The sequence below is a fragment of the Streptomyces bluensis genome, assembly GCF_014650715.1.
Lineage (GTDB): Bacteria > Actinomycetota > Actinomycetes > Streptomycetales > Streptomycetaceae > Streptomyces > Streptomyces bluensis.
In genome coordinates, this window is record NZ_BMVM01000003.1 from 358,778 (window position 1) to 376,257 (window position 17,480).

15 protein-coding genes and 1 pseudogene are annotated in these 17,480 nt (G+C 71.2%); 7 read left to right on the forward strand and 9 right to left on the reverse strand.

The genetic code is table 11. The features are described from left to right. Positions 1–89: 89 nt before the first annotated feature. Entirely contained in the window at positions 90–716 is a 627-nt protein-coding gene (locus tag IE262_RS11650) for a Uma2 family endonuclease (protein WP_189873343.1), read from the forward strand. Here IE262_RS11650 and IE262_RS11655 read toward each other — a convergent pair. The 3 genes and pseudogenes from IE262_RS11655 to IE262_RS11665 all read right to left on the reverse strand — a co-directional run bounded on the left by IE262_RS11655 (position 688) and on the right by IE262_RS11665 (position 4,943). Then, positions 688–3,053 (reverse strand): annotated as a pseudogene (locus tag IE262_RS11655) (MMPL family transporter). The gene IE262_RS11650 and the pseudogene IE262_RS11655 sit on opposite strands and share 29 nt — an antisense overlap. Before the next feature lie 228 nt (positions 3,054–3,281). Then, on the reverse strand, positions 3,282–4,667 hold the full coding sequence (locus tag IE262_RS11660; protein ID WP_189873345.1) for a metallophosphoesterase: 1,386 nt from the start codon (positions 4,665–4,667) through the stop codon (positions 3,282–3,284). Between the two features lie 33 nt (positions 4,668–4,700). Then, entirely contained in the window at positions 4,701–4,943 is a 243-nt protein-coding gene (locus IE262_RS11665; protein WP_131571092.1) for an SCO4848 family membrane protein, read from the reverse strand. Between the two features lie 91 nt (positions 4,944–5,034). Here IE262_RS11665 and IE262_RS11670 point away from each other — a divergent pair, with 91 nt between their 5' ends. Further along, complete coding sequence (locus IE262_RS11670; protein WP_351087043.1) at positions 5,035–6,330, forward strand: D-alanyl-D-alanine carboxypeptidase family protein; 1,296 nt, start codon at positions 5,035–5,037, stop codon at positions 6,328–6,330. A 51-nt stretch (positions 6,331–6,381) separates the two neighbouring features. Here IE262_RS11670 and IE262_RS11675 read toward each other — a convergent pair whose 3' ends face one another. From IE262_RS11675 to IE262_RS11685, 3 genes are all read right to left on the reverse strand, one after another. Then, positions 6,382–7,431 carry a YihY/virulence factor BrkB family protein gene (locus IE262_RS11675; RefSeq protein ID WP_189873349.1) on the reverse strand — a complete coding sequence of 350 codons (1,050 nt, stop codon included), beginning with the start codon at positions 7,429–7,431 and terminating at the stop codon, positions 6,382–6,384. Positions 7,432–7,576: 145 nt separating this feature from the next. After that, positions 7,577–8,524, reverse strand: coding sequence for a decaprenyl-phosphate phosphoribosyltransferase (locus IE262_RS11680; protein WP_189873351.1), 948 nt, complete (start codon positions 8,522–8,524; stop codon positions 7,577–7,579). Then, positions 8,517–9,083, reverse strand: a complete 567-nt coding sequence (locus IE262_RS11685) for a phosphatase PAP2 family protein (RefSeq protein WP_134039577.1) — start codon at positions 9,081–9,083, stop codon at positions 8,517–8,519. Before IE262_RS11685 ends, IE262_RS11680 begins: the two co-directional genes overlap by 8 nt. Positions 9,084–9,227: 144 nt before the next feature. Between IE262_RS11685 and dprE1 the strand changes: the two genes are divergently transcribed. Beyond that, positions 9,228–10,643, forward strand: coding sequence for a decaprenylphosphoryl-beta-D-ribose oxidase (gene dprE1, locus IE262_RS11690; RefSeq protein WP_189873353.1), 1,416 nt, complete (start codon positions 9,228–9,230; stop codon positions 10,641–10,643). Between the two features lie 143 nt (positions 10,644–10,786). Further along, on the forward strand, positions 10,787–11,542 hold the full coding sequence (dprE2, locus tag IE262_RS11695) for a decaprenylphospho-beta-D-erythro-pentofuranosid-2-ulose 2-reductase (RefSeq protein ID WP_189873355.1): 756 nt from the start codon (positions 10,787–10,789) through the stop codon (positions 11,540–11,542). Positions 11,543–11,737: 195 nt separating this feature from the next. Here dprE2 and IE262_RS11700 read toward each other — a convergent pair whose 3' ends face one another. From IE262_RS11700 to trpS, 3 genes are all read right to left on the reverse strand, one after another. After that, positions 11,738–12,940: a hypothetical protein gene (locus IE262_RS11700; RefSeq protein ID WP_189873357.1), complete on the reverse strand. Its 1,203-nt coding sequence runs from the start codon at positions 12,938–12,940 to the stop codon at positions 11,738–11,740. Positions 12,941–12,998: 58 nt separating this feature from the next. Further along, the gene (locus tag IE262_RS11705) at positions 12,999–13,583 is read right to left on the reverse strand and encodes a 2'-5' RNA ligase family protein (protein WP_134039574.1); all 585 of its coding nucleotides are present in this window, start codon (positions 13,581–13,583) and stop codon (positions 12,999–13,001) included. 165 nt (positions 13,584–13,748) lie between these two features. Next, positions 13,749–14,762: a tryptophan--tRNA ligase gene (trpS, locus tag IE262_RS11710; RefSeq protein ID WP_134039573.1), complete on the reverse strand. Its 1,014-nt coding sequence runs from the start codon at positions 14,760–14,762 to the stop codon at positions 13,749–13,751. A gap of 142 nt (positions 14,763–14,904) precedes the next feature. On the opposite strand from trpS, the gene IE262_RS11715 reads away from it, so the two are divergent. The 3 genes from IE262_RS11715 to IE262_RS11725 all read left to right on the forward strand — a co-directional run bounded on the left by IE262_RS11715 (position 14,905) and on the right by IE262_RS11725 (position 17,412). Further along, on the forward strand, positions 14,905–15,465 hold the full coding sequence (locus IE262_RS11715; RefSeq protein ID WP_134039572.1) for an RNA polymerase sigma factor: 561 nt from the start codon (positions 14,905–14,907) through the stop codon (positions 15,463–15,465). Next, positions 15,458–16,543: a hypothetical protein gene (locus tag IE262_RS11720; protein WP_373305027.1), complete on the forward strand. Its 1,086-nt coding sequence runs from the start codon at positions 15,458–15,460 to the stop codon at positions 16,541–16,543. The genes IE262_RS11715 and IE262_RS11720 overlap by 8 nt, the downstream gene beginning before the upstream one ends. A 110-nt stretch (positions 16,544–16,653) precedes the next feature. Beyond that, positions 16,654–17,412, forward strand: a complete 759-nt coding sequence (locus IE262_RS11725; RefSeq protein WP_229877215.1) for a hypothetical protein — start codon at positions 16,654–16,656, stop codon at positions 17,410–17,412. Positions 17,413–17,480: the final 68 nt, after the last annotated feature.

The window sequence follows — 17,480 nt, forward strand, 5'->3', positions numbered from 1 at the left end:
CACTTTCGGGTGAAGCGGTTCGAACGGGACACCTGGCTTGCGGCGTGCCTACGATGATGCTCTCGACACCAGCCCCTAGGAGGCACGCGATGTCCGCTGCATCCGTCGAGCAGCCCTTCGACACCTTCGGCGACGACCGGCCATTCTCGCTCACGGCCATCGCCGACGAGATCATGGAGCGCCATCCGGGCTACCGCGTCGAGATCATCGGAGGCCACCTCCTCGTGACCCCATCACCGGATGCCCCTCACGCCCGCGCCCTGACCAAGCTCATGCGCCCCTTCATCGCTGCGGGCCTGGACGACGGCGAAACCGAGGTCCTCCAGAACGTCGGCCTCTGGCTGCCCACCGGCGCCGAGGACTACGCCATCCCCGACCTCGTGGTGGTGGACGCCGACATCGACGACCACTTCGTCGAGAACAACGCGTACGACCCGGTCTGCTTCCGCCTCGTCCTGGAGGTCACCTCCAGCAACTGGAAGGACGACCTCAAGACCAAGGTCGGCGCCTACGCCGAGGCCAAGGTGCCCGTCTACCTGGTCGTCGACCGCAAACACCAGCGCCTGCACGTCCTCACCGACCCCGACGGGAGCGAGTACGGGAATCACCGCGTCCACGCTCCCGGCGAGACCGTCACACTGCCTGACACGATCGGCGCCGAGGTCACCCTCGACGTGGAGCAGATCATCAAGGCCGGGCAGAAGAAGGCTGATTGAGCGCGTCCGCCTCACCCTCCGACACGTCCGCCAACTCCACGTCGTACACCAACGGCCCCGGCACCGCCACGACGTACGACCCGTCCGCCCGCGCCGTCACCCGGTCCAACTGAGGCCCGCCCTTCGAGAGCAGGGTCACCGCGGCGCCTGTACCGGTTCGCCCTCCTCCGTGCGGACGAAACCGTTGATCACCGAAGAGGGACGCCCGGTCGGCGCGGCCTCGGCCACGGTCTCCTCCCCGGGCTCCACCGTCAGGTGCGGCAGCCGCTTGTCCAGACCGGCGGGCAGCCACCAGTTGGCGCGGCCCAGCAGGTGCATCGCGGCCGGGACGAGGGCCGTGCGCAGGATGAACGCGTCCAGGGCCACCGCGGCCGCCAGGCCGACGCCGGACATCGCGCCCTCCAGTTCGCCGCTGAGCACGAAGGCCGAGAACACACAGATCATGATCAGAGCCGCGGAGTTGATGACCCGGCTCGTCTCCGCGAGACCGACGCGCACGGCCCGCGCGTTGTCCTTGGAGCGGACCCACTCCTCGTGCATCCGGCTCACCAGGAACACCTGGTAGTCCATCGAGAGGCCGAAGAGCAGCGAGAGCATGATGACCGGGAGGAACGCCGAGATGGGGCCCTCCTTTCCGATGCCGATCAGCTCCAGGCCCCAGCCCCACTGGAAGACCGCCACCAGCACACCGAAGGACGCCGCCGCCGCGGCAAGGTTCATCAGCGCCGCCGTCAGCGGGATCACCAGGGAGCGGAAGGCCAGGAGCAGCAGCAGGAAGCCGAGCGTGATGATCGCCGCCAGGAAGTACGGCATCCGGTCGGCGGTCACGGCCGCGAAGTCCTTGAAGACCGCCGTGACGCCACCCACGTGGGCCTTGGCCCCGGACTGCGGGATGACCTCGTCCCGCAGGCGGTCGATCAGCCGGTCCGTCTCCTCCGACTGCGGTGACGTCGACGGCACCACCTGGACCATCGAGACGCCGTTCGCGGACGGGAGGGCGACCACCCGGGCCACGCCCTCGGTCCTCTCGATGGTCGTGAGCAGCTTCTGGGGTGCCGCGCCGTCCACGACCACCTGGAGCGGCCCGTTGAAGCCGGGCCCGAAACCCTCGGCGAGCAGGTCGTACGCCTGCCGTGTGGTCGTCGGCTCCTGGTGGTTGCCCTGGTCGGTGGCGCCGAGCCGGATCGACAGGACGGGGATGGCGAGCACCGCCATGACGACCACCGCCAGCGTCGCGAGCGAGCGCGGCCGCCGCTGCACGTACGACGACCAGCGCGCCGCCGGACCGCTCGCCTCCTCCGGATGCGGGCCCGCCTCGGCGAGCCGGCGCCGCTGCCGGCGGCTGAGCACCCGCAGGCCGAGCAGCCCCAGCAGGGCGGGCAGCAGGGTGACGGCCGCGAGCACGCTCAGCACCACTGTCAGCGAGGCCGCGATGACGACCCCGTTCAGGAACCGCAGGTTCATCACCAGCATGCCGGCGAGCGCGATGCACACGGTGCTGCCCGCGAACAGCACCGCGCGCCCGGAGGTGTTGAGGGCCGTCGCCGCCGCGTCCTCGGGCTCCACCCCGCGCAGGATGCCGCGCCGGTGCCGGGTGACGATGAACAGCGCGTAGTCGATACCGACGCCCAGGCCGATCAACGAGCCCAGCAGCGAAGCGATTTCGGGCACATCCGTGACATGGCTGAGCAGCGTCGTCGCCATCATGCCGGTGCCGACGCCGGCGATCGCGACGACGATCGGCAGCAGCATCGCGAAGAGCGAGCCGAAGGCGAGGAAGAGGACGACGGCCGCCGCCAGGATGCCGACCAGTTCGGCCAGGCCCTGCGGTGGTTCCTGGACGCGGGCGATGGCCTGGCCGCCCAGCTCCACCTGGAGCCCGGCCCGTTCGGCGCCGTGGGCCGTGTCGACGACGTCCTCGATCAGCTCCTTGGGGATGGCGTTCGACTGCTCGGGGAAGGTCACCTGGGCGTATGCGATCCGCCCGTCCTGGCTGATCTGTCCGGCGCCGCCGCCTCCGGCCGCGTACGGGCTCGTGACCTGGCCGACGCCCTTCATCGCCGCGATCTCCTGGAGCGCGGGCTCGATGCGCGACCGTACGGACTCGTCCCGTACCGATCCCGTGTCCGTCTTCCACACGACCGTGTCGGTGTCGCCCGCGCTCTGCGGGAACGCCTTCTCCATCAGGTCGTTGGCGCGTTTGGAGTCCGTTTCCGGCAGGGTGAAGACGTTCGCGTAGTCCGGCCCGGCGGCGGAACCCGCCGCGCCCAGACCGAACAGCGCCCCCACCCACAACAACAGGACCACCAGCCGGTGCCGGTAGCACCACCGTGCCAATGTCGCCACGATCAACACTCCTCGTACGTCGTGTTCGACCGTCGATTGGGCCCGCCGGGCCCTGGGCAACAGCATGGGCGGAGGCAGGGACGCGGGGACGTGAGCCGGCCGTGACGCTCAAGGAACTCCACAGCTCTAAAGGGACTCCAAAGCGGGAGCGGGCCTTGTGTTGACTCGCGGGGTGAGGGGAGGGCCGCATCGCGGTGTCGCAGGCCCTCCCGAGCCCGTTCAGGCCTGCTTCGACGCCAGCTCCACCACTGTGATGTCCGACGGGACTCCCACGCGGACCGGAGGCCCCCACGCGCCCGCGCCGCGGGTGACGTACAGCTGCGTGTCGCCGTGGCGTTCGAGGCCCGCGAGGGTCGGGTTGGCGGCGGCCGCGACGTAGTTCATGGGCCACATCTGGCCGCCGTGGGTGTGGCCGGACAGCTGGAGGTCGACGCCGTGGTCGACGGCCTCTCTGATCTGGACCGGCTGGTGGGCGAGGAGGACGACGGTCCGCGAGGTGTCCCGGTCGCCCAGCGCCTTGGTGAAGTCCGGCCCCTGGCCCTCGTCCTCGCCCGCCACGTCGTTGACGCCCGCGAGGTCGAAGGCGGGCAGCTCCCGGCGCGCGTTCTCCAACGGGGTCAGGCCGAGCCGCCGTACCTCCTCGACCCACTGCCCGGCGCCGGAGAAGTACTCGTGGTTGCCGGTGACGAAGTACGCGCCGTGGCGGGCCCTCAGCTGCGCCAGCGGGGCCGCCGCCGGGCCCAGGTCCTCGACCGAGCCGTCCACCAGGTCGCCGACGACCGCGATCAGGTCGGGCTGGGTCCCGTTGATCGTGTCCACGACCTTCTGGGCGAAGCCCCGGCCCAGCATCGGCCCGAGGTGGATGTCGCTGACCACGGCGATCCTGAAGCCGTGGGCGGCGCGCGGCAGCTTGGCCAGCGGCACGGTGACCCGCTTCACCTTGGGGCCGCGCACGACGCTGTACGTGCCGTACCCGACTGTCCCGACCGCGGCGGCGGCCACGGCTCCGCCGACCACGCGGGAGACGAAGAGACGACGGGAGGGGTCGGTGGGCGCCGGGTCGGCGGACGTGGCGGTTCCTGCCGGGGCCGCGGGGGCGGCGGCTCCCGCCGGGTCAGCGGCAGTGACGGGCTTCGCCGGGTCCGCGGCAGTGGTGGGCTCCGTCGGGGCCGGGGGGTCGGCGGGTTCCATGGGCTGCGGGCCGGCCGGGACGGGCTCGGCCGCCCTCACCGGCACCGGCTCCGTCGCAGTGGCGGGTGCGTGTGCGGGCGCAGGTGCGGGCGCGCGCCGCTCCACCAGGCGCCGCACGAGCGGGCGTACGAGTTCTCCCGCCAGCAGCGCCAGCAGCAGGTACAGCGACAGCGCCAGCCACAGGAAGCCCGGCCAGCCCAGCACCTGCTGGAGCCAGAAGGGGGCGCCGCCGCGCTCGGCCGCGAACGCCGCGAACAGCAGCACCGGCCCGGCCACGAACACCGCCGCGCCCACCCGGCGGGCGGTTCCCGGCCCGGCTGTCGTGTCCCGCACCAGGCGGCGCCAGGCGTACCAGTGCAGGGCACCGAACGCGGCCAGGACGATCAGGGCCACGACTATGAAGACAATCACCATTCCGCCGAATCCCCCACTATGCCGAATCCCCCACTATGACGTCGGACGCAGTGCGCGCAGTCCGCGCAACCCGATGACCCCGATGGCAGTCCCAAGGACAAACGAGACGACGGCAAGCGTCAGGTGCACCCAGAAGTAAGCCGTCGGATCACCCGCGTCGTCGAACGCGAGCCCGCTGCCGTCGTTCCAGAGGTTCTTGACGAAAGTGATCCAGATGACCCAGCTCCACACCCCGAAGGCGAGCAGGAACCAGGAGAGGGGGCGGCTGAGCTTCATGGGCCCAGTATTACCTTTGCGCGCTCCGCTTCGCCGTCCGGGTGGGGGGAACGGTAGGACTTGTCGGTCGGAGCCATGTACTTTCTCGGTCGTGCCCGCCTCCTTGAAGACCACCAGGCGATCCCTGCTGGTCGCCTCCGCCGTGTCGTTGTCCCTGTCGTTGCCCCTGTCGATGTCCATATCGCTGACGGCTGCCCCGGCCGCGCTGGCCGCCGACAAGCCCTCGCCCGACGCGTCGCCGTCCGCCACGCCCCCGGCGCAGATGTCCACCGTGGGCGGCGAACGGCTGGGCACACCGGGCACCCAGGTCGAGCTCGGTGCCGACGCCCCGGTCCTGCCGAAGGACCTCTCCGCGCGTTCCTGGATCGTCGCCGACGCCGAGTCGGGTGATGTGCTGGCCGCCCACAACGCCCACTGGCGGCTGGCGCCGGCGAGCACGCTCAAGATGCTCTTCGCGGACACGCTGCTGCCGAAGTTCGGCAAGGACGAGGAGCACAAGGTCGTGCCCTCCGACCTCGCGGGCATCGGCGCGGGCTCCAGCCTGGTCGGCATCAAGGAGGACGAGACCTACACCGTCCACGACCTGTGGCTCGGTGTCTTCCTTCGCTCCGGCAACGACGCGGTGCGTGTGCTGTCCGCGATGAACGACGGCATCGACCAGACCGTCAAGGACATGAACGCACACGCCGAGGAGCTCCAGGCCCTCGACACGAACGTGGTCAGCCCGGACGGCTACGACGCGAAGGGGCAGGTGTCGTCGGCGTACGACCTGACCCTCGTCGCCCGGTCCGGCCTGCAGAAGAAGGACTTCCGCGAGTACTGCTCGACCGTGCGGGCCAAGTTCCCGGGCGAGACCAAGAAGAACAAGAAGGGCAAGACCACCCGGGAGTCCTTCGAGATCCAGAACACCAACCGGCTGCTGACCGGTGGCGCGGGCCTCGACGCGTACCAGGGCATCGCGGGTGTGAAGAACGGCAACACCACGAACGCGGGCTCCACCTTCACGGGGGTGGCCGAGCGCGACGGCAGGGTGCTGCTGGTCACGGTCATGAACCCGGAGAAGGACGGGTACACCGAGGTCTACAAGGAGACCGCCCGCCTCTTCGACTGGGGTTTCCAGGCCGCGGACAAGGTGACGCCGGTGGGTGAGCTGGTGCCGCCGAAGAGCGCGGACACCGGAAACGGTGCGCAGCAGGGGGCCACGGCGTCCCCGTCCGCGTCGGGCGCGCCGGGGGACAAGCCGATGGCCGTGGGTGCCTCCGGTGGGTCCAGCGGTATGGGGGTTGCACTGGGTATCGCCGGGGGTGTTCTGGCGCTTGTGGCGGCTGGGGCGTTTCTGGTGAATCGGCGGTGGCCGTTGCCGGAGCTGATGCGTCGCCGTCGGTGACGGTCCGCTCCGCTGGGGTGAGGGCTTGTGTCCGGCACAGGCCCTCGGGCCCTACGGGGAGCGGTGGTGCAGCGAGGACGAGTCGGGGTCGGGGCGCTTGTCGGGCTTCCCATCCGTACGGGCGGTCCCGACCTCCGGACGGCCCGTCCGCTCCTCCTGCTGTTCTGTCCCTTGCTCCGTCTTCTGCTCCGCCCCTTGTTTCGCCTTCTGTTCCGCCTTCTGTTCCGCCCCTTGGTCCGCCTTCTGTTCCGCCGCCTCGCTGTCCGTTGCTGTCCAGGCCGCGCAGTACAGGAGCAGTTTCACGGTGAAGTTGATCCAGAGGAGAAGGGCGATGGGGACGCCGAAAGCGCCGTACATGCTCTTCGAGGCGACGCCCTGCATATAGCCGCTGAGCAGCAGCTTCAGGAGTTCGAAACCGACGGCGCCGAGCAACGCGGCCACGATCAGGCGGCGGCGCGGCGGATGGACGCCGGGCAGCAGGGTCAGGACGTACAGCAGGATCAGGAAGTCGGCGAGGACGGCGATGGCGAAGGCGGCGGCCTGGAGCAGCGCGCCGCCGACGCCGTTCCGGTCGAGGCCGAGTTGCTCGGTGATCCGGCCGACCATCGCCGAGGCGACCGCGGAGACGGCGAGGGACACCAGGAGCGCGCCGCCGAGGCCGAGGAGCACGCCCGCGTCCTTGGCCTTGCTCAGGACCGGGTTCTCCTCGGGGTCCGGCTTCTCCCACACGGTGCGCAGACAGCCCCGCATCTCGCCGACCCAGCTGATGCCGGTGAACAGCAGCAGAGCGCCCGCGATGATCCCCACCGTGCCCGCGTTGCTCACGAGCGCGCCGATGTCGAGTTTGCCCGCGATGCCCGGCACCTGCTGGGCGATCTTGTGTTCGAGGTCCTTCAGCTGGTCCTTGCCGAGGGTCGCGGCGACCACGGTGGCGACCAGGGTCAGCAGCGGGAAGAGCGCGAGGAAGCTGATGAAGGTCATCGCCGCGGCCAGCCGCGTCCACTTCACGCGGGCCAGCCGCTCGTAGGACCGCCACGCGTGCGTGGTCATCAGCCACGCCACCACCGGGCCGATCACCGGGAGCCTCTTCAGCCAGTCCATGATCCCTCTCTGTCTCCTCTGCCTCTGCCCCCGTTCGGGGGGAGCATGTCCGTTCCGGGGACCCGGTCCGTTCCGGAAGACCAAGCCCGGGTACCCCCGAATCCGCGGGACAGGGGCCGTCACCAGGGCGCCGTGGAGCGGCGCCTCACCAGCGGGCCACCGCCAGGCCGTACAACGCGATCCACACCACCCCGATGAGCGCGAGCGCGCGGTCGCGGAGCACCACGTCCTCCGGCTGTCCCGCGGTGCCGCGGTCGGCGAAGACGGCGTACCTGAGGATCGCCAGGACGAAGGCGACCACGGACAGCTGACGCCACGGCAGCAGGCCCGTATGCGGCACCCCGCCCTCCTCCAGGGCCCACAGGCAGTAGCCGAGCACGGCCACCCCGGCGGCCAGTTGCCACACGAAGCGCAGGTATCCGACGGTGTACTCAGTGAGGAGCACGCGCGTGGCGCCCTGCTTCCCGGCCATCTGGACGGCCTCCGAGTACCGCTTGGCGGCGACCATGAACAGCGCGCCGAAGCCCGTGGTGATCAGGAACCAGCGTGAGAGCGGGATGCCGAGCGCCAGCCCGCCGGCCATGGCCCGCATCAGGAACCCGGTCGTGACGACGACGAGGTCGACGACGAGGACGTGCTTGAGGCTGAAGCAGTACGCGAATTGGAGCCCGAGGTACGCGATGAGCAGAGCCGAGGTCCGCGGCGAGCAGAGCCAGGCCGCGGCGGTGGGCGCGAGGACGGCGAGGGTGCCTCCGACGGCGTACGCGACCGGTACGGGGACCTGACCGGCGGCGACCGGGCGGTGGCGCTTGACCGGGTGGGCGCGGTCGGCCTCGGCGTCCCGGGCGTCGTTGACGAGGTAGACGGCGGCCGCGCAGGCGGTGAACAGGACGAAGACGAGCGGGAGTTGGATCAGGGCGCGGGTGGTGAAGAGCTCTCCGGCCGAGGCGGGGGCGGCCACGACGAGGACGTTCTTGGCCCATTGGCGGGGGCGGGCGGTTCGCAGGAGACCGAGGGCGAGGCCCCGGGGACGGGACGCGGAGGCGGGGGTGGTCGTCGATTCCGGTTCGGGGAGCGTGGTGGGTTCAGCCATAGTCGGCGCACCCCGTCGCGGGCGCCGTCGGGGCCGCCACCGCCTCGGTCATCCAGCGGGCACCGAGCCGCGCCGTGGCCGCTCCGAGGGCCACGCCCGCCGCCACGTCCGACGGGTAGTGCACGCCGACGACCAGCCGCGAGACGCACATCGCGGCGGCCAACGGGGGCACGAGGGAGCCGAGCAGGGGCGCGCGGAGCGCCCCGTACGCCACCGCAGCCGCCGCGGCCGAGCTCGCGTGTGAGCTGGGGAAGGAGTGCCGGCCGGCGGTGCGGACGAGGGGCTCGACATGGGCGGGCCGGGGGCGGCGCACCACCCGTTTCACCCCCATGCTGACCAGGTGTGCGCCGGCGGTCAGCGCGGTACCGCGCAGCCAGGCGCCGCGTCGCTCGCGGTCGACGGCGGCTCCGGCCAGGCCGGCCGCGAGCCACAGGGCGCCGTGTTCCCCGGCCCGGGACAGGGCGCGCGCGGCGAGGGCGACCCGCGGGTCCGACCCGTACCCGTGGAGCATCGACAGGAGCCGCCTGTCCAGGTTGGGAACATCGTCAACATCGTCCATGCGACGCCACTCTTCTAGGGAAGCCACCCAGAATGACGTAAATCTTGACTGACATCCCATTAATCACCCATTTCGGTGAGGGGCGCGGAGCGCACTCAAGCGAACGCGACGATATGCCCCTTTGTGGGGGATATCGTCGCGGGCATGCCAGCCGAAACGGTCCCTTCGACGACTCTCACCCCTTCTCCCGCCGCCTCCCCAGCGTCCCCTGCCTCCCTGGCCTCCGTCCCCGTCACCGGCTGGGGCCGCACCGCCCCCACCGTGGCCCGTCTGATCCGCCCATGCACGTACGAGGAGGCCGCGGCCGCCGTCCGGGCGTGCGGGGCGCGCGGGGGGATCGCACGGGGGCTCGGGCGGGCGTACGGGGACGCGGCGCAGAACGCGGGCGGAGCCGTGCTCGACATGACGGGTCTGGACCGCATTCACGCCATCGACGTGGACGGCGGGACGGTGCGCTGCGACGCGGGCGTGTCGCTGCACCGGCTGATGGAGGTCCTGCTGCCGCTGGGCTGGTTCGTGCCGGTCACGCCCGGGACGCGGTACGTCACGGTCGGCGGCGCGATCGGCGCGGACATCCACGGCAAGAACCACCACGTCTCGGGCTCGTTCTCGCGTCATGTGCTGTCCCTGGAACTGCTGACGGCGGACGGCGGGATCCGTACCGTGAGCCGCGGGACGCCGCTGTTCGACGCGACGACGGGCGGCATGGGCCTGACCGGGGTGATCCTCTCGGCGACCGTCCGGCTGCTGCCGGTGGAGACCTCGCTGATGTCGGTCGACACGGAACGTGCCCGCGACCTGGACGACCTGATGGCCCGCCTCACCATGACGGACGACCGCTACCGCTACTCCGTCGCGTGGATCGACCTCCTCGCACGCGGCGCGTCGACGGGCCGCTCGGTGCTGACCCGCGGCGACCACGCGCCCCTGGACGCACTGCCCACACGCGCGCGGAGACATCCGTTGGAATTCCGGACCCGCCGGCTCCCCGCCGTCCCCGCCCACGTTCCGGAAGGGCTGCTGGGCCGCACGACCGTGGGCGTCTTCAATGCGCTCTGGTACCGCAAGACGCCCCGTTCGCGCACGGGCGAACTGCAACGGATCTCCAGCTTCTTCCACCCGCTCGACGGTGTCCCTCACTGGAACCGCGTCTACGGCAGGTCCGGCTTCGTCCAGTACCAGTTCGTCGTCGGCTACGACCGCGAAGAGGCCCTGCGGCGGATCGTGCAGCGGATCTCACGGCACCGCTGCCCGTCGTTCCTCGCCGTACTGAAACGCTTCGGCGAGGGCGATCCGGGGTGGCTGTCCTTCCCGATGCCCGGCTGGACGCTGGCCCTGGACATCCCCGCGGGGCTGCCCGGCCTCGCCGCCTTCCTCGACGAACTGGACGAGGAGGTCGCGGCCGCGGACGGGCGCGTCTACCTGGCGAAGGACGCCCGGCTGCGGCCCGAACTGCTGGCGGGCATGTATCCGCGGCTGGCCGAATTCCGGGAACTCCGCCGGACGTTGGACCCTGGCGGCGTCTTCGTGTCGGACCTGGCCCGACGCCTCGGCCTCTGAGGCTGCCGGCTTCTGAGGCTTCTGAGGCTGCCGAGGCTTCTGAAACCTCTGAGGCTTCTGCTCCCACGTGCCTCCACCTGCCGCTGAAGGACCTGTTCGCCGCCCCCCTTTCCCTCTCCCCTCCAAGATCCCCAGGAGCTGTCATGAAGGACGCCTTCGGTACTCCCCAGTCCCTGCTGGTGCTCGGCGGCACGTCGGACATCGCGCTGGCCACCGCGCGCCGGCTGATCGCCCGCCGCACCCGCACGGTGTGGCTGGCCGGCCGCCCCTCGCCCGACCTGGACGAGGCGGCCGCGCACCTGCGCGGACTGGGCGCCGACGTGCGCACCGTCGCCTTCGACGCGCTCGCCCCCGCCTCCCACGAGACGGTCCTCGGCAAGGTGTTCGCCGAAGGCGACGTCGACATGGTGCTGCTCGCCTTCGGGGTGCTCGGCGACCAGGCGAACGACGAGCGGGACCCGGTGGCCGCGGTGCGCGTCGCACAGACCAACTACACGGGCGCGGTCTCGGCCGGGCTCGTGTGCGCACGGGCGCTCCAGGTGCAGGGGCACGGGTCGCTCGTGGTGCTGTCGTCGGTCGCGGGCGAGCGCGCCCGCCGCGCCAACTTCATCTACGGCTCCAGCAAGGCCGGCCTCGACGCCTTCGCCCAGGGCCTCGGTGACGCCCTGCACCGCACGGGCGTCCACGTCATGGTCGTCCGCCCCGGCTTCGTACGCTCGCGGATGACGGCCGGTCTGCCGGAGGCCCCCCTGGCGACGACTCCCGAGGCGGTCGCGTCCGCCATCGAACTGGGGCTGCGCCGCCGCTCGGAGACGGTGTGGGTGCCCGGGACACTGCGCCTGGTGATGTCGGCACTGCGCCACGTACCACGACCGCTGTTCCGAAGGCTGCCGCTCTAGGTCCTGTCGTCAAACTCCCGCCTGCCGCGCGACGCCCTGCACGCACTCTCGCCGCACCGGGCGAAAGCCCACGTACATCCAGTACGAGGGCTTCCGCCCGGCACGCCGAGAGCACGCACCTGACGCCGCGCGGCCCGCCCTCCGGGCGGACGACGGGAGTTTGACGACAGGACCTAGGCGCGAGAGCACAACCCTCTACCGGTTGAGCGAGACCACCACGGCCTTGCTCATCGGGTTCCCGCTCTGGTTGACCTGGACGTGCCCCACTCCGATGACCTTGTCCGTGCCGGGCAGCCGGGCCAGTTCCTCCAGCCACAGCGACTGCCGCGACGTACTGCGGACCCCGTCCTTGTTCGGCAGCCGGGACCGGGTGATCTTCCGGCAGGTGCCCTCCGCCGTGAGGTACCAGTTGCCGTCCAGGAAGAGCCCGTTGGCGCCGTCGCTCAGCACGGGGACCCGCTCGGCGCACCGGCCCGGCGCCTGAGGCTGCTCGGCCCAGCGTTCGCCGTCCCAACGCAGCCGTATCGCCTCGTCGTCCGGCTCGTCCTCGACCTCGCCGTGGTTGAAGCTGTGCGTGCCGTACGCGCGTATGTCGTCCTCCGCGAGTGCGATGACCGTGTCGAGCCAGGCGCCGGGCTCGGGCGGCACCGGCTCCGGGAAGTGGTACTCGGGGGTCTCGGCGCGGCTCCACGTACGGCCGTCCCAGTGCACGGCCACCGGCTGGGTGTACTCGCTCTCTCCGGGGCCGTCGGCCGTGCGGGTGTCGCGGGCACCCACGGCCCACAGGTCGTCCGTGGCGGTGCCGTCGAGCGCGGCGAGACCGTCGGCGGGCAGGGGCGTGACGGTCCACCGGGTGCCGTCCCAGTGCTGCACGCGACCCTCACCGGCCAGCACCCAGACGTCGTCCGGGCCGAAGGCCCTGATGTCCTCGACGGGTTGGCCCGGCGCCGGTTCCAGCGGGGACCAGCGCGTGCCGTCCCACCGGACGATCCGCGTCTCGCCGGTGGAGCCGGCCGTCGCGTCGGTCAGCCAGACCTCGCCGGAGCCCACCGCGGTCAGCTCGACCGCCTGGACCTCCGTGCCGATGGCCTCCGGCAGGGGCTGTTCGCGCCAGTCCTCCCCGTCGTAGCGCAGCAGAAAAGGGTCGCTCGTCCCGTCCGCACGCCGTCGGCTGCCGTAGGCCCAGATGTCGTCCTCGGCGACCACCGCCATGTCGCCCAGGGCGGCGGATCCGTCGAGGATGCGGTCGTACGACCAGGACAGGCCCGGCTTGCCGGAGCCCTTGGCTCCTGGTGACCGCTCACCGCTCCCGGACCGTCCCGAACCGCCCTCGTCCTGCCCGCCGCAGGCGCCCACAGTGAGAGCGAGCACGGCGAGCAGCGCCACGGTCCTGCGCATCGTCCCCCTCATCCCCCCATACGTCCCGCTCAGCGCGGCCCGGCATCCCTCCGGTGCCTCAGCGCGTCGGCAGGGTGGTGTCCCTCTCCGTCGGCGCCCCCGCCTGCGGCGGCACGACCGCTCCGCCGAAGGCGAACTCCCTGAGCTTGCGCCACACTCCGTCCGCGCCCTGTTCGTAGAGCGCGAACCCGGTGCAGGGCCACTCCGCCTCGTACTCGGACAACTCCTCGTACGCCCGGTCCATCGCCTCGTCGGAGATACCGTGCGCCACCGTGACGTGCGGGTGGTACGGGAAGGCCAGCTCGCGCGCCACCGGACCCGACGCGTCCCGGACCTGCTTCTGCAGCCACGTACAGGCCTCGGCCCCGTCGACGACCTGTACGAACACAACGGGCGACAGCGGCCGGAAGGTTCCCGTGCCGGACAGCCTCATCAGGAAGGAGCGCCCGGCGGCCGCGACGTCGGTCAGGTGCTCCTCGATCGCGGGCAGCTCCGAGTCGTCGACCTCCGTCGGCGGCAGCAGGGTGACGTGGGTGGGGATGCCGGAAGCCGCGGGGTCGCCGAAGCCCGCGCGCTGCTCCTGGAGCAGGCTGCCATGAGGCTCCGGGACCGCGATCGAGACACCGATCGTTACGGTCCCCACGTCGTCTCCTGTCGTCTGGTGTCGTCTGTGTGGTCAGTTTGCGGTCGGATTGCGGCCGGTTGTGGTCGGTCGTCGGGTCCGAGCGGTCGGTAGGCAGGGGTGATTGATGCCTGGTTATCGACTGTACGGTGGTGCGGCTCGACGAGGGGAGGGCGGCCGGGCGGCTCAGTGCTTGGCGGGCAGGAAGCCCACTCTCGCGTACGCCTGAGCGAGTGTTTCCGCCGCGACACCACGCGCCTTCTCTGCGCCCTTGGCGAGGATCGAGTCGAGCGTCTCGGGGTCGTCCAGATACTGCTGGGTGCGTTCCCGGAACGGCGTCACGAACTCCGTCATGACCTCGGCGAGGTCCGTCTTGAGCGCACCGTAGCCCTTGCCGGCGTACTTCTCCTCCAGGTCCGCGATCCCGGCCCCGGAGAGGGTCGAGTAGATGGTCAGCAGATTGCTGACACCCGGCTTGTTCTCCGCGTCGTAGCGGATGACCGTGTCGGTGTCGGTGACCGCGCTCTTCACCTTCTTGGCGGTCACCCTGGGCTCGTCGAGCAGGTTGATCAACCCCTTCGGGGTTGATGCCGACTTGCTCATCTTGATCGACGGGTCCTGAAGGTCGTAGATCTTCGCCGTCTCCTTCAGGATGTACGGCTTCGGAAGGGTGAAGGTCTCTCCGAAACGGCCGTTGAAGCGCTCGGCGAGGTCGCGCGTCAGCTCGATGTGCTGGCGCTGGTCCTCGCCGACCGGGACCTCGTCGGCCTGGTACAGCAGGATGTCCGCGACCTGGAGGATCGGGTAGGTGAAGAGTCCGACGCTGGCCCGGTCGGCGCCCTGCTTGGCGGACTTGTCCTTGAACTGGGTCATGCGGGACGCCTCACCGAAGCCGGTCAGGCAGTTCATGATCCAGGCGAGCTGCGCGTGCTCGGGGACGTGGCTCTGGACGAACAGGGTGCAGCGCTCCGGGTCCAGCCCGGCGGCGAGCAGCTGGGCGGCGGCGAGCCGGGTGTTGGCGCGCAGCTGAGCCGGGTCCTGCGGAACGGTGATCGCGTGCAGGTCGACGACCATGTAGAACGCGTCGTGGGACTCCTGCAGGGCCACCCACTGGCGCACGGCGCCGAGGTAGTTGCCGAGGTGGAACGAGCCTGCGGTGGGCTGGATTCCGGAGAGGACCCGGGGTCGTTCAGAGGCCATGTTCACCATTCTCTCAGGTGCCAGGGGCCGCTCCGGAACTGGTCGGGAACAGATGTGACACAGGTGGGAACCGATCCTCCTCGGCCGGTGTAACAAAGACGTGAGAACGCGGGAGGGGGGCCGCATCGTCGATGAGGCCGCGGTGATCGCACGCGTACGCACCGGTGATCCGGAGGCGTACGCGGACCTGGTGCGCGCCCACACCGGCATCGCGCTCAGGGCCGCCCGCGCGCTCGGAGCGGGAGCGGACGCGGAGGACGTGGTGCAGCAGGCCTTCTTCAAGGCGTACTGCTCCCTGGGTCGCTTCCGGGACGGCATGGCGTTCCGGCCGTGGCTGCTGTCGATCGTCGCCAATGAGACGAGGAACACAGTGCGGGCGGCGGGCCGCCGACGGACTCTGGCCGGCCGGGAAGCGGCACTGATCGAGACGGAGCCACTGATACCGGATTCGGCGGACCCGGCGGCCGCGGCCCTGGAGATAGAGCGCCGCGTGGCACTGCTGCGGGCGCTGGAGAAGCTGAGCGCGGAGCACCGTCTGGTTGTCACGTACCGCTATCTGCTGGAAATGGACGAACCCGAGACCGCGGAGGCCCTCGGCTGGCCCCGGGGCACGGTGAAGTCCCGCCTGAGCCGCGCCCTGCGCAAGCTGGGGCGGCTGCTGCCGGAGTTCGAGCCGAGGGAAGGAGGTGAGGAGGGTGAGTGAGCGGTACGGGGACGAGGACGCCGAGGCCGGGGGCGGAAGGGCCAGGGGCGGAAAAGCCGGAGGCGACAGGTCCGGGTGCGGTGAAGTAGGAAGCGGCGAGACCGAGGACCAGGGGCGGACGGCTTCGGGCGGCCTCGGGGCCCAGGAGACCGGGAACCGGGCTCCGCGCCCGGGCGAGGACGCCGGCTCGGGCGGCCGTGATGCCGAGGAGCCCAGCGGATCGCGTCAGCGGCCGGCTCACGCAACCGACCGACGTGTTTCCCGGTTGCCCGAGGAGCTGACGGCGCTCGGCAGGTCACTGGACCGGCCGGGGGCCGACGGGGACGAGACGATGGTCGAGCGCGTCCTTCAGCAGATACTCGCCGAGCGGGTGCCGACCCCGGTGGCCGGGCATCCCGGACCCGGCGAGCGGCTGCGCAGGGTGGGCCGCTGCGCCCGCACGCGCTGGCGCACGCTGACGGCCGTGCTCTGCGGGCTGCTCACCGCCCTCGTGCTCACGCCTCCGGTGCGGGCGTCGGTGGCCGACTGGTTCGGCTTCGGCGGCGTCGAGGTGCGGTACGACCCGTCGGCGGTGCCCACACCGGGGGCGTCGGTGCCGGGGTGCGGGACGTCCGTCCCGCCGGCGGAGGCCGAGCGGCGGGCGGGGTTCGCTCCTCGTGTGCCGGAGGCCCTGGGCCCGCAGGACGCGGTGACGGTGACGCGCCAGCCACACGACCGGTACCTGATCAGCCTGTGCTGGCGGGAGCAGGGGCACACGGTCCGGCTCGACGAGTTCCCGGCCCGCCTGGACGTCGGCTTCGTCAAGGGCGTCCGCGAACAGCCCGACTGGGTGCCCCTCGGCCGGCACGACGACGCGGACGACGGTCTCTCGGCCAACGCTCTGTGGTTTCCGCGCCCGCACCTGCTGACCTTCTGGCTGACCGACGAGAACGGCGACCGGTTCACCCGCTCCGAGCGCACAGCCGGCCCCACGCTGCTGTGGACGCACCGGCAGCCGGACGGCAGCGACGTGACGCTGCGCCTGGAGGGGGTGGCGTCGAAGACACGGGCGCTGGAGATCGCGAAGTCGCTCGGCTGAGGAAAGTCGGGCGGAGTGGGAACCCCGGCGGGTCGAGCGGTGTACCAGGAATGACACAGCGAGTGCGGGTGGTCCGCACCGGGCCTGATGGGGGGTGTCGAATGCGCTGGATGCATGACTGGACTCGTGACGGGATGCGTAAGCCGGGGGTGCTGTTAGGGGCACTGGCGACAGCTTTCGCCTTTGTGCTGCTGGGCGCGCCGTCCTCGGTGGCGGGGGGACCGACGAGCGTGCTGCTGGCCTCACCCACAAGCCGGCAGACGGCCTCGCTGTACTCGACGGATGATGGCTACAGCCTTCTGGAACTACTCCTTGGCAGGGCGGGCAACGCCCTGGACCGCAGCGAGGAGAAGCCCCCGAAGCTGGACGACACCATAGGCCGCACGGTCAACGTCACCTGGCTGGTCCACGACGTCAAACCATGGCGTGTGGACCGGGTTTACACCCTGGCGCCCGAGACCCAGGGTGTCTGGATCCACACGACGATAGGCACCCCGGACGACACGAACGGCATCTGGCACAAGGCGGAGCGCCCGGAGGAGCTGCGGTCGCTGCTCACGGATCTCGGAGTCATGGGCCAGGCACCGAAGAACTGGCCCGCGAACGCAGCGGCAGACCGTCCGTCGGGCGACGATGACACCGCCGCCCCCGCGACCAACGGCAGCTCGTCCGCCAGGGCGGCCGCCGCGAGCACGGACCTCGGCACCAACTGGTGGTGGGCGATACCGGGACTGGCAGTCGGCGCGGCACTGGCCCTGGCGCTGCACCCGCTGGCGGTCCGCGCCGGATGGCCCCCGTCGGCCCACTGGCGAACCTGGTGGAGGCACCGTCGAGAGCCCGGGCCACGGCAGGAACTGCGAGACGTCTGAGGGGCCTGCGCCGACCCCCCTCGGAGCGGCACTGGGCGGCATGTGGCTGATACGCCGCGTGGCGGCCC

Bases quoted from the DNA above. Each gene is read 5' to 3' on its own strand.
- IE262_RS11650 (WP_189873343.1), top strand. From the start codon at position 90: ATGTCCGCTGCATCCGTCGAGCAGCCCTTCGACACCTTCGGCGACGAC.
- IE262_RS11660 (WP_189873345.1), bottom strand. From the start codon at position 4,667: ATGGTGATTGTCTTCATAGTCGTGGCCCTGATCGTCCTGGCCGCGTTC.
- IE262_RS11665 (WP_131571092.1), bottom strand. From the start codon at position 4,943: ATGAAGCTCAGCCGCCCCCTCTCCTGGTTCCTGCTCGCCTTCGGGGTG.
- IE262_RS11675 (WP_189873349.1), bottom strand. From the start codon at position 7,431: ATGGACTGGCTGAAGAGGCTCCCGGTGATCGGCCCGGTGGTGGCGTGG.
- IE262_RS11680 (WP_189873351.1), bottom strand. From the start codon at position 8,524: ATGGCTGAACCCACCACGCTCCCCGAACCGGAATCGACGACCACCCCC.
- IE262_RS11685 (WP_134039577.1), bottom strand. From the start codon at position 9,083: ATGGACGATGTTGACGATGTTCCCAACCTGGACAGGCGGCTCCTGTCG.
- dprE1 (WP_189873353.1), top strand. From the start codon at position 9,228: ATGCCAGCCGAAACGGTCCCTTCGACGACTCTCACCCCTTCTCCCGCC.
- dprE2 (WP_189873355.1), top strand. From the start codon at position 10,787: ATGAAGGACGCCTTCGGTACTCCCCAGTCCCTGCTGGTGCTCGGCGGC.
- IE262_RS11700 (WP_189873357.1), bottom strand. From the start codon at position 12,940: ATGCGCAGGACCGTGGCGCTGCTCGCCGTGCTCGCTCTCACTGTGGGC.
- trpS (WP_134039573.1), bottom strand. From the start codon at position 14,762: ATGGCCTCTGAACGACCCCGGGTCCTCTCCGGAATCCAGCCCACCGCA.
- IE262_RS11725 (WP_229877215.1), top strand. From the start codon at position 16,654: ATGCATGACTGGACTCGTGACGGGATGCGTAAGCCGGGGGTGCTGTTA.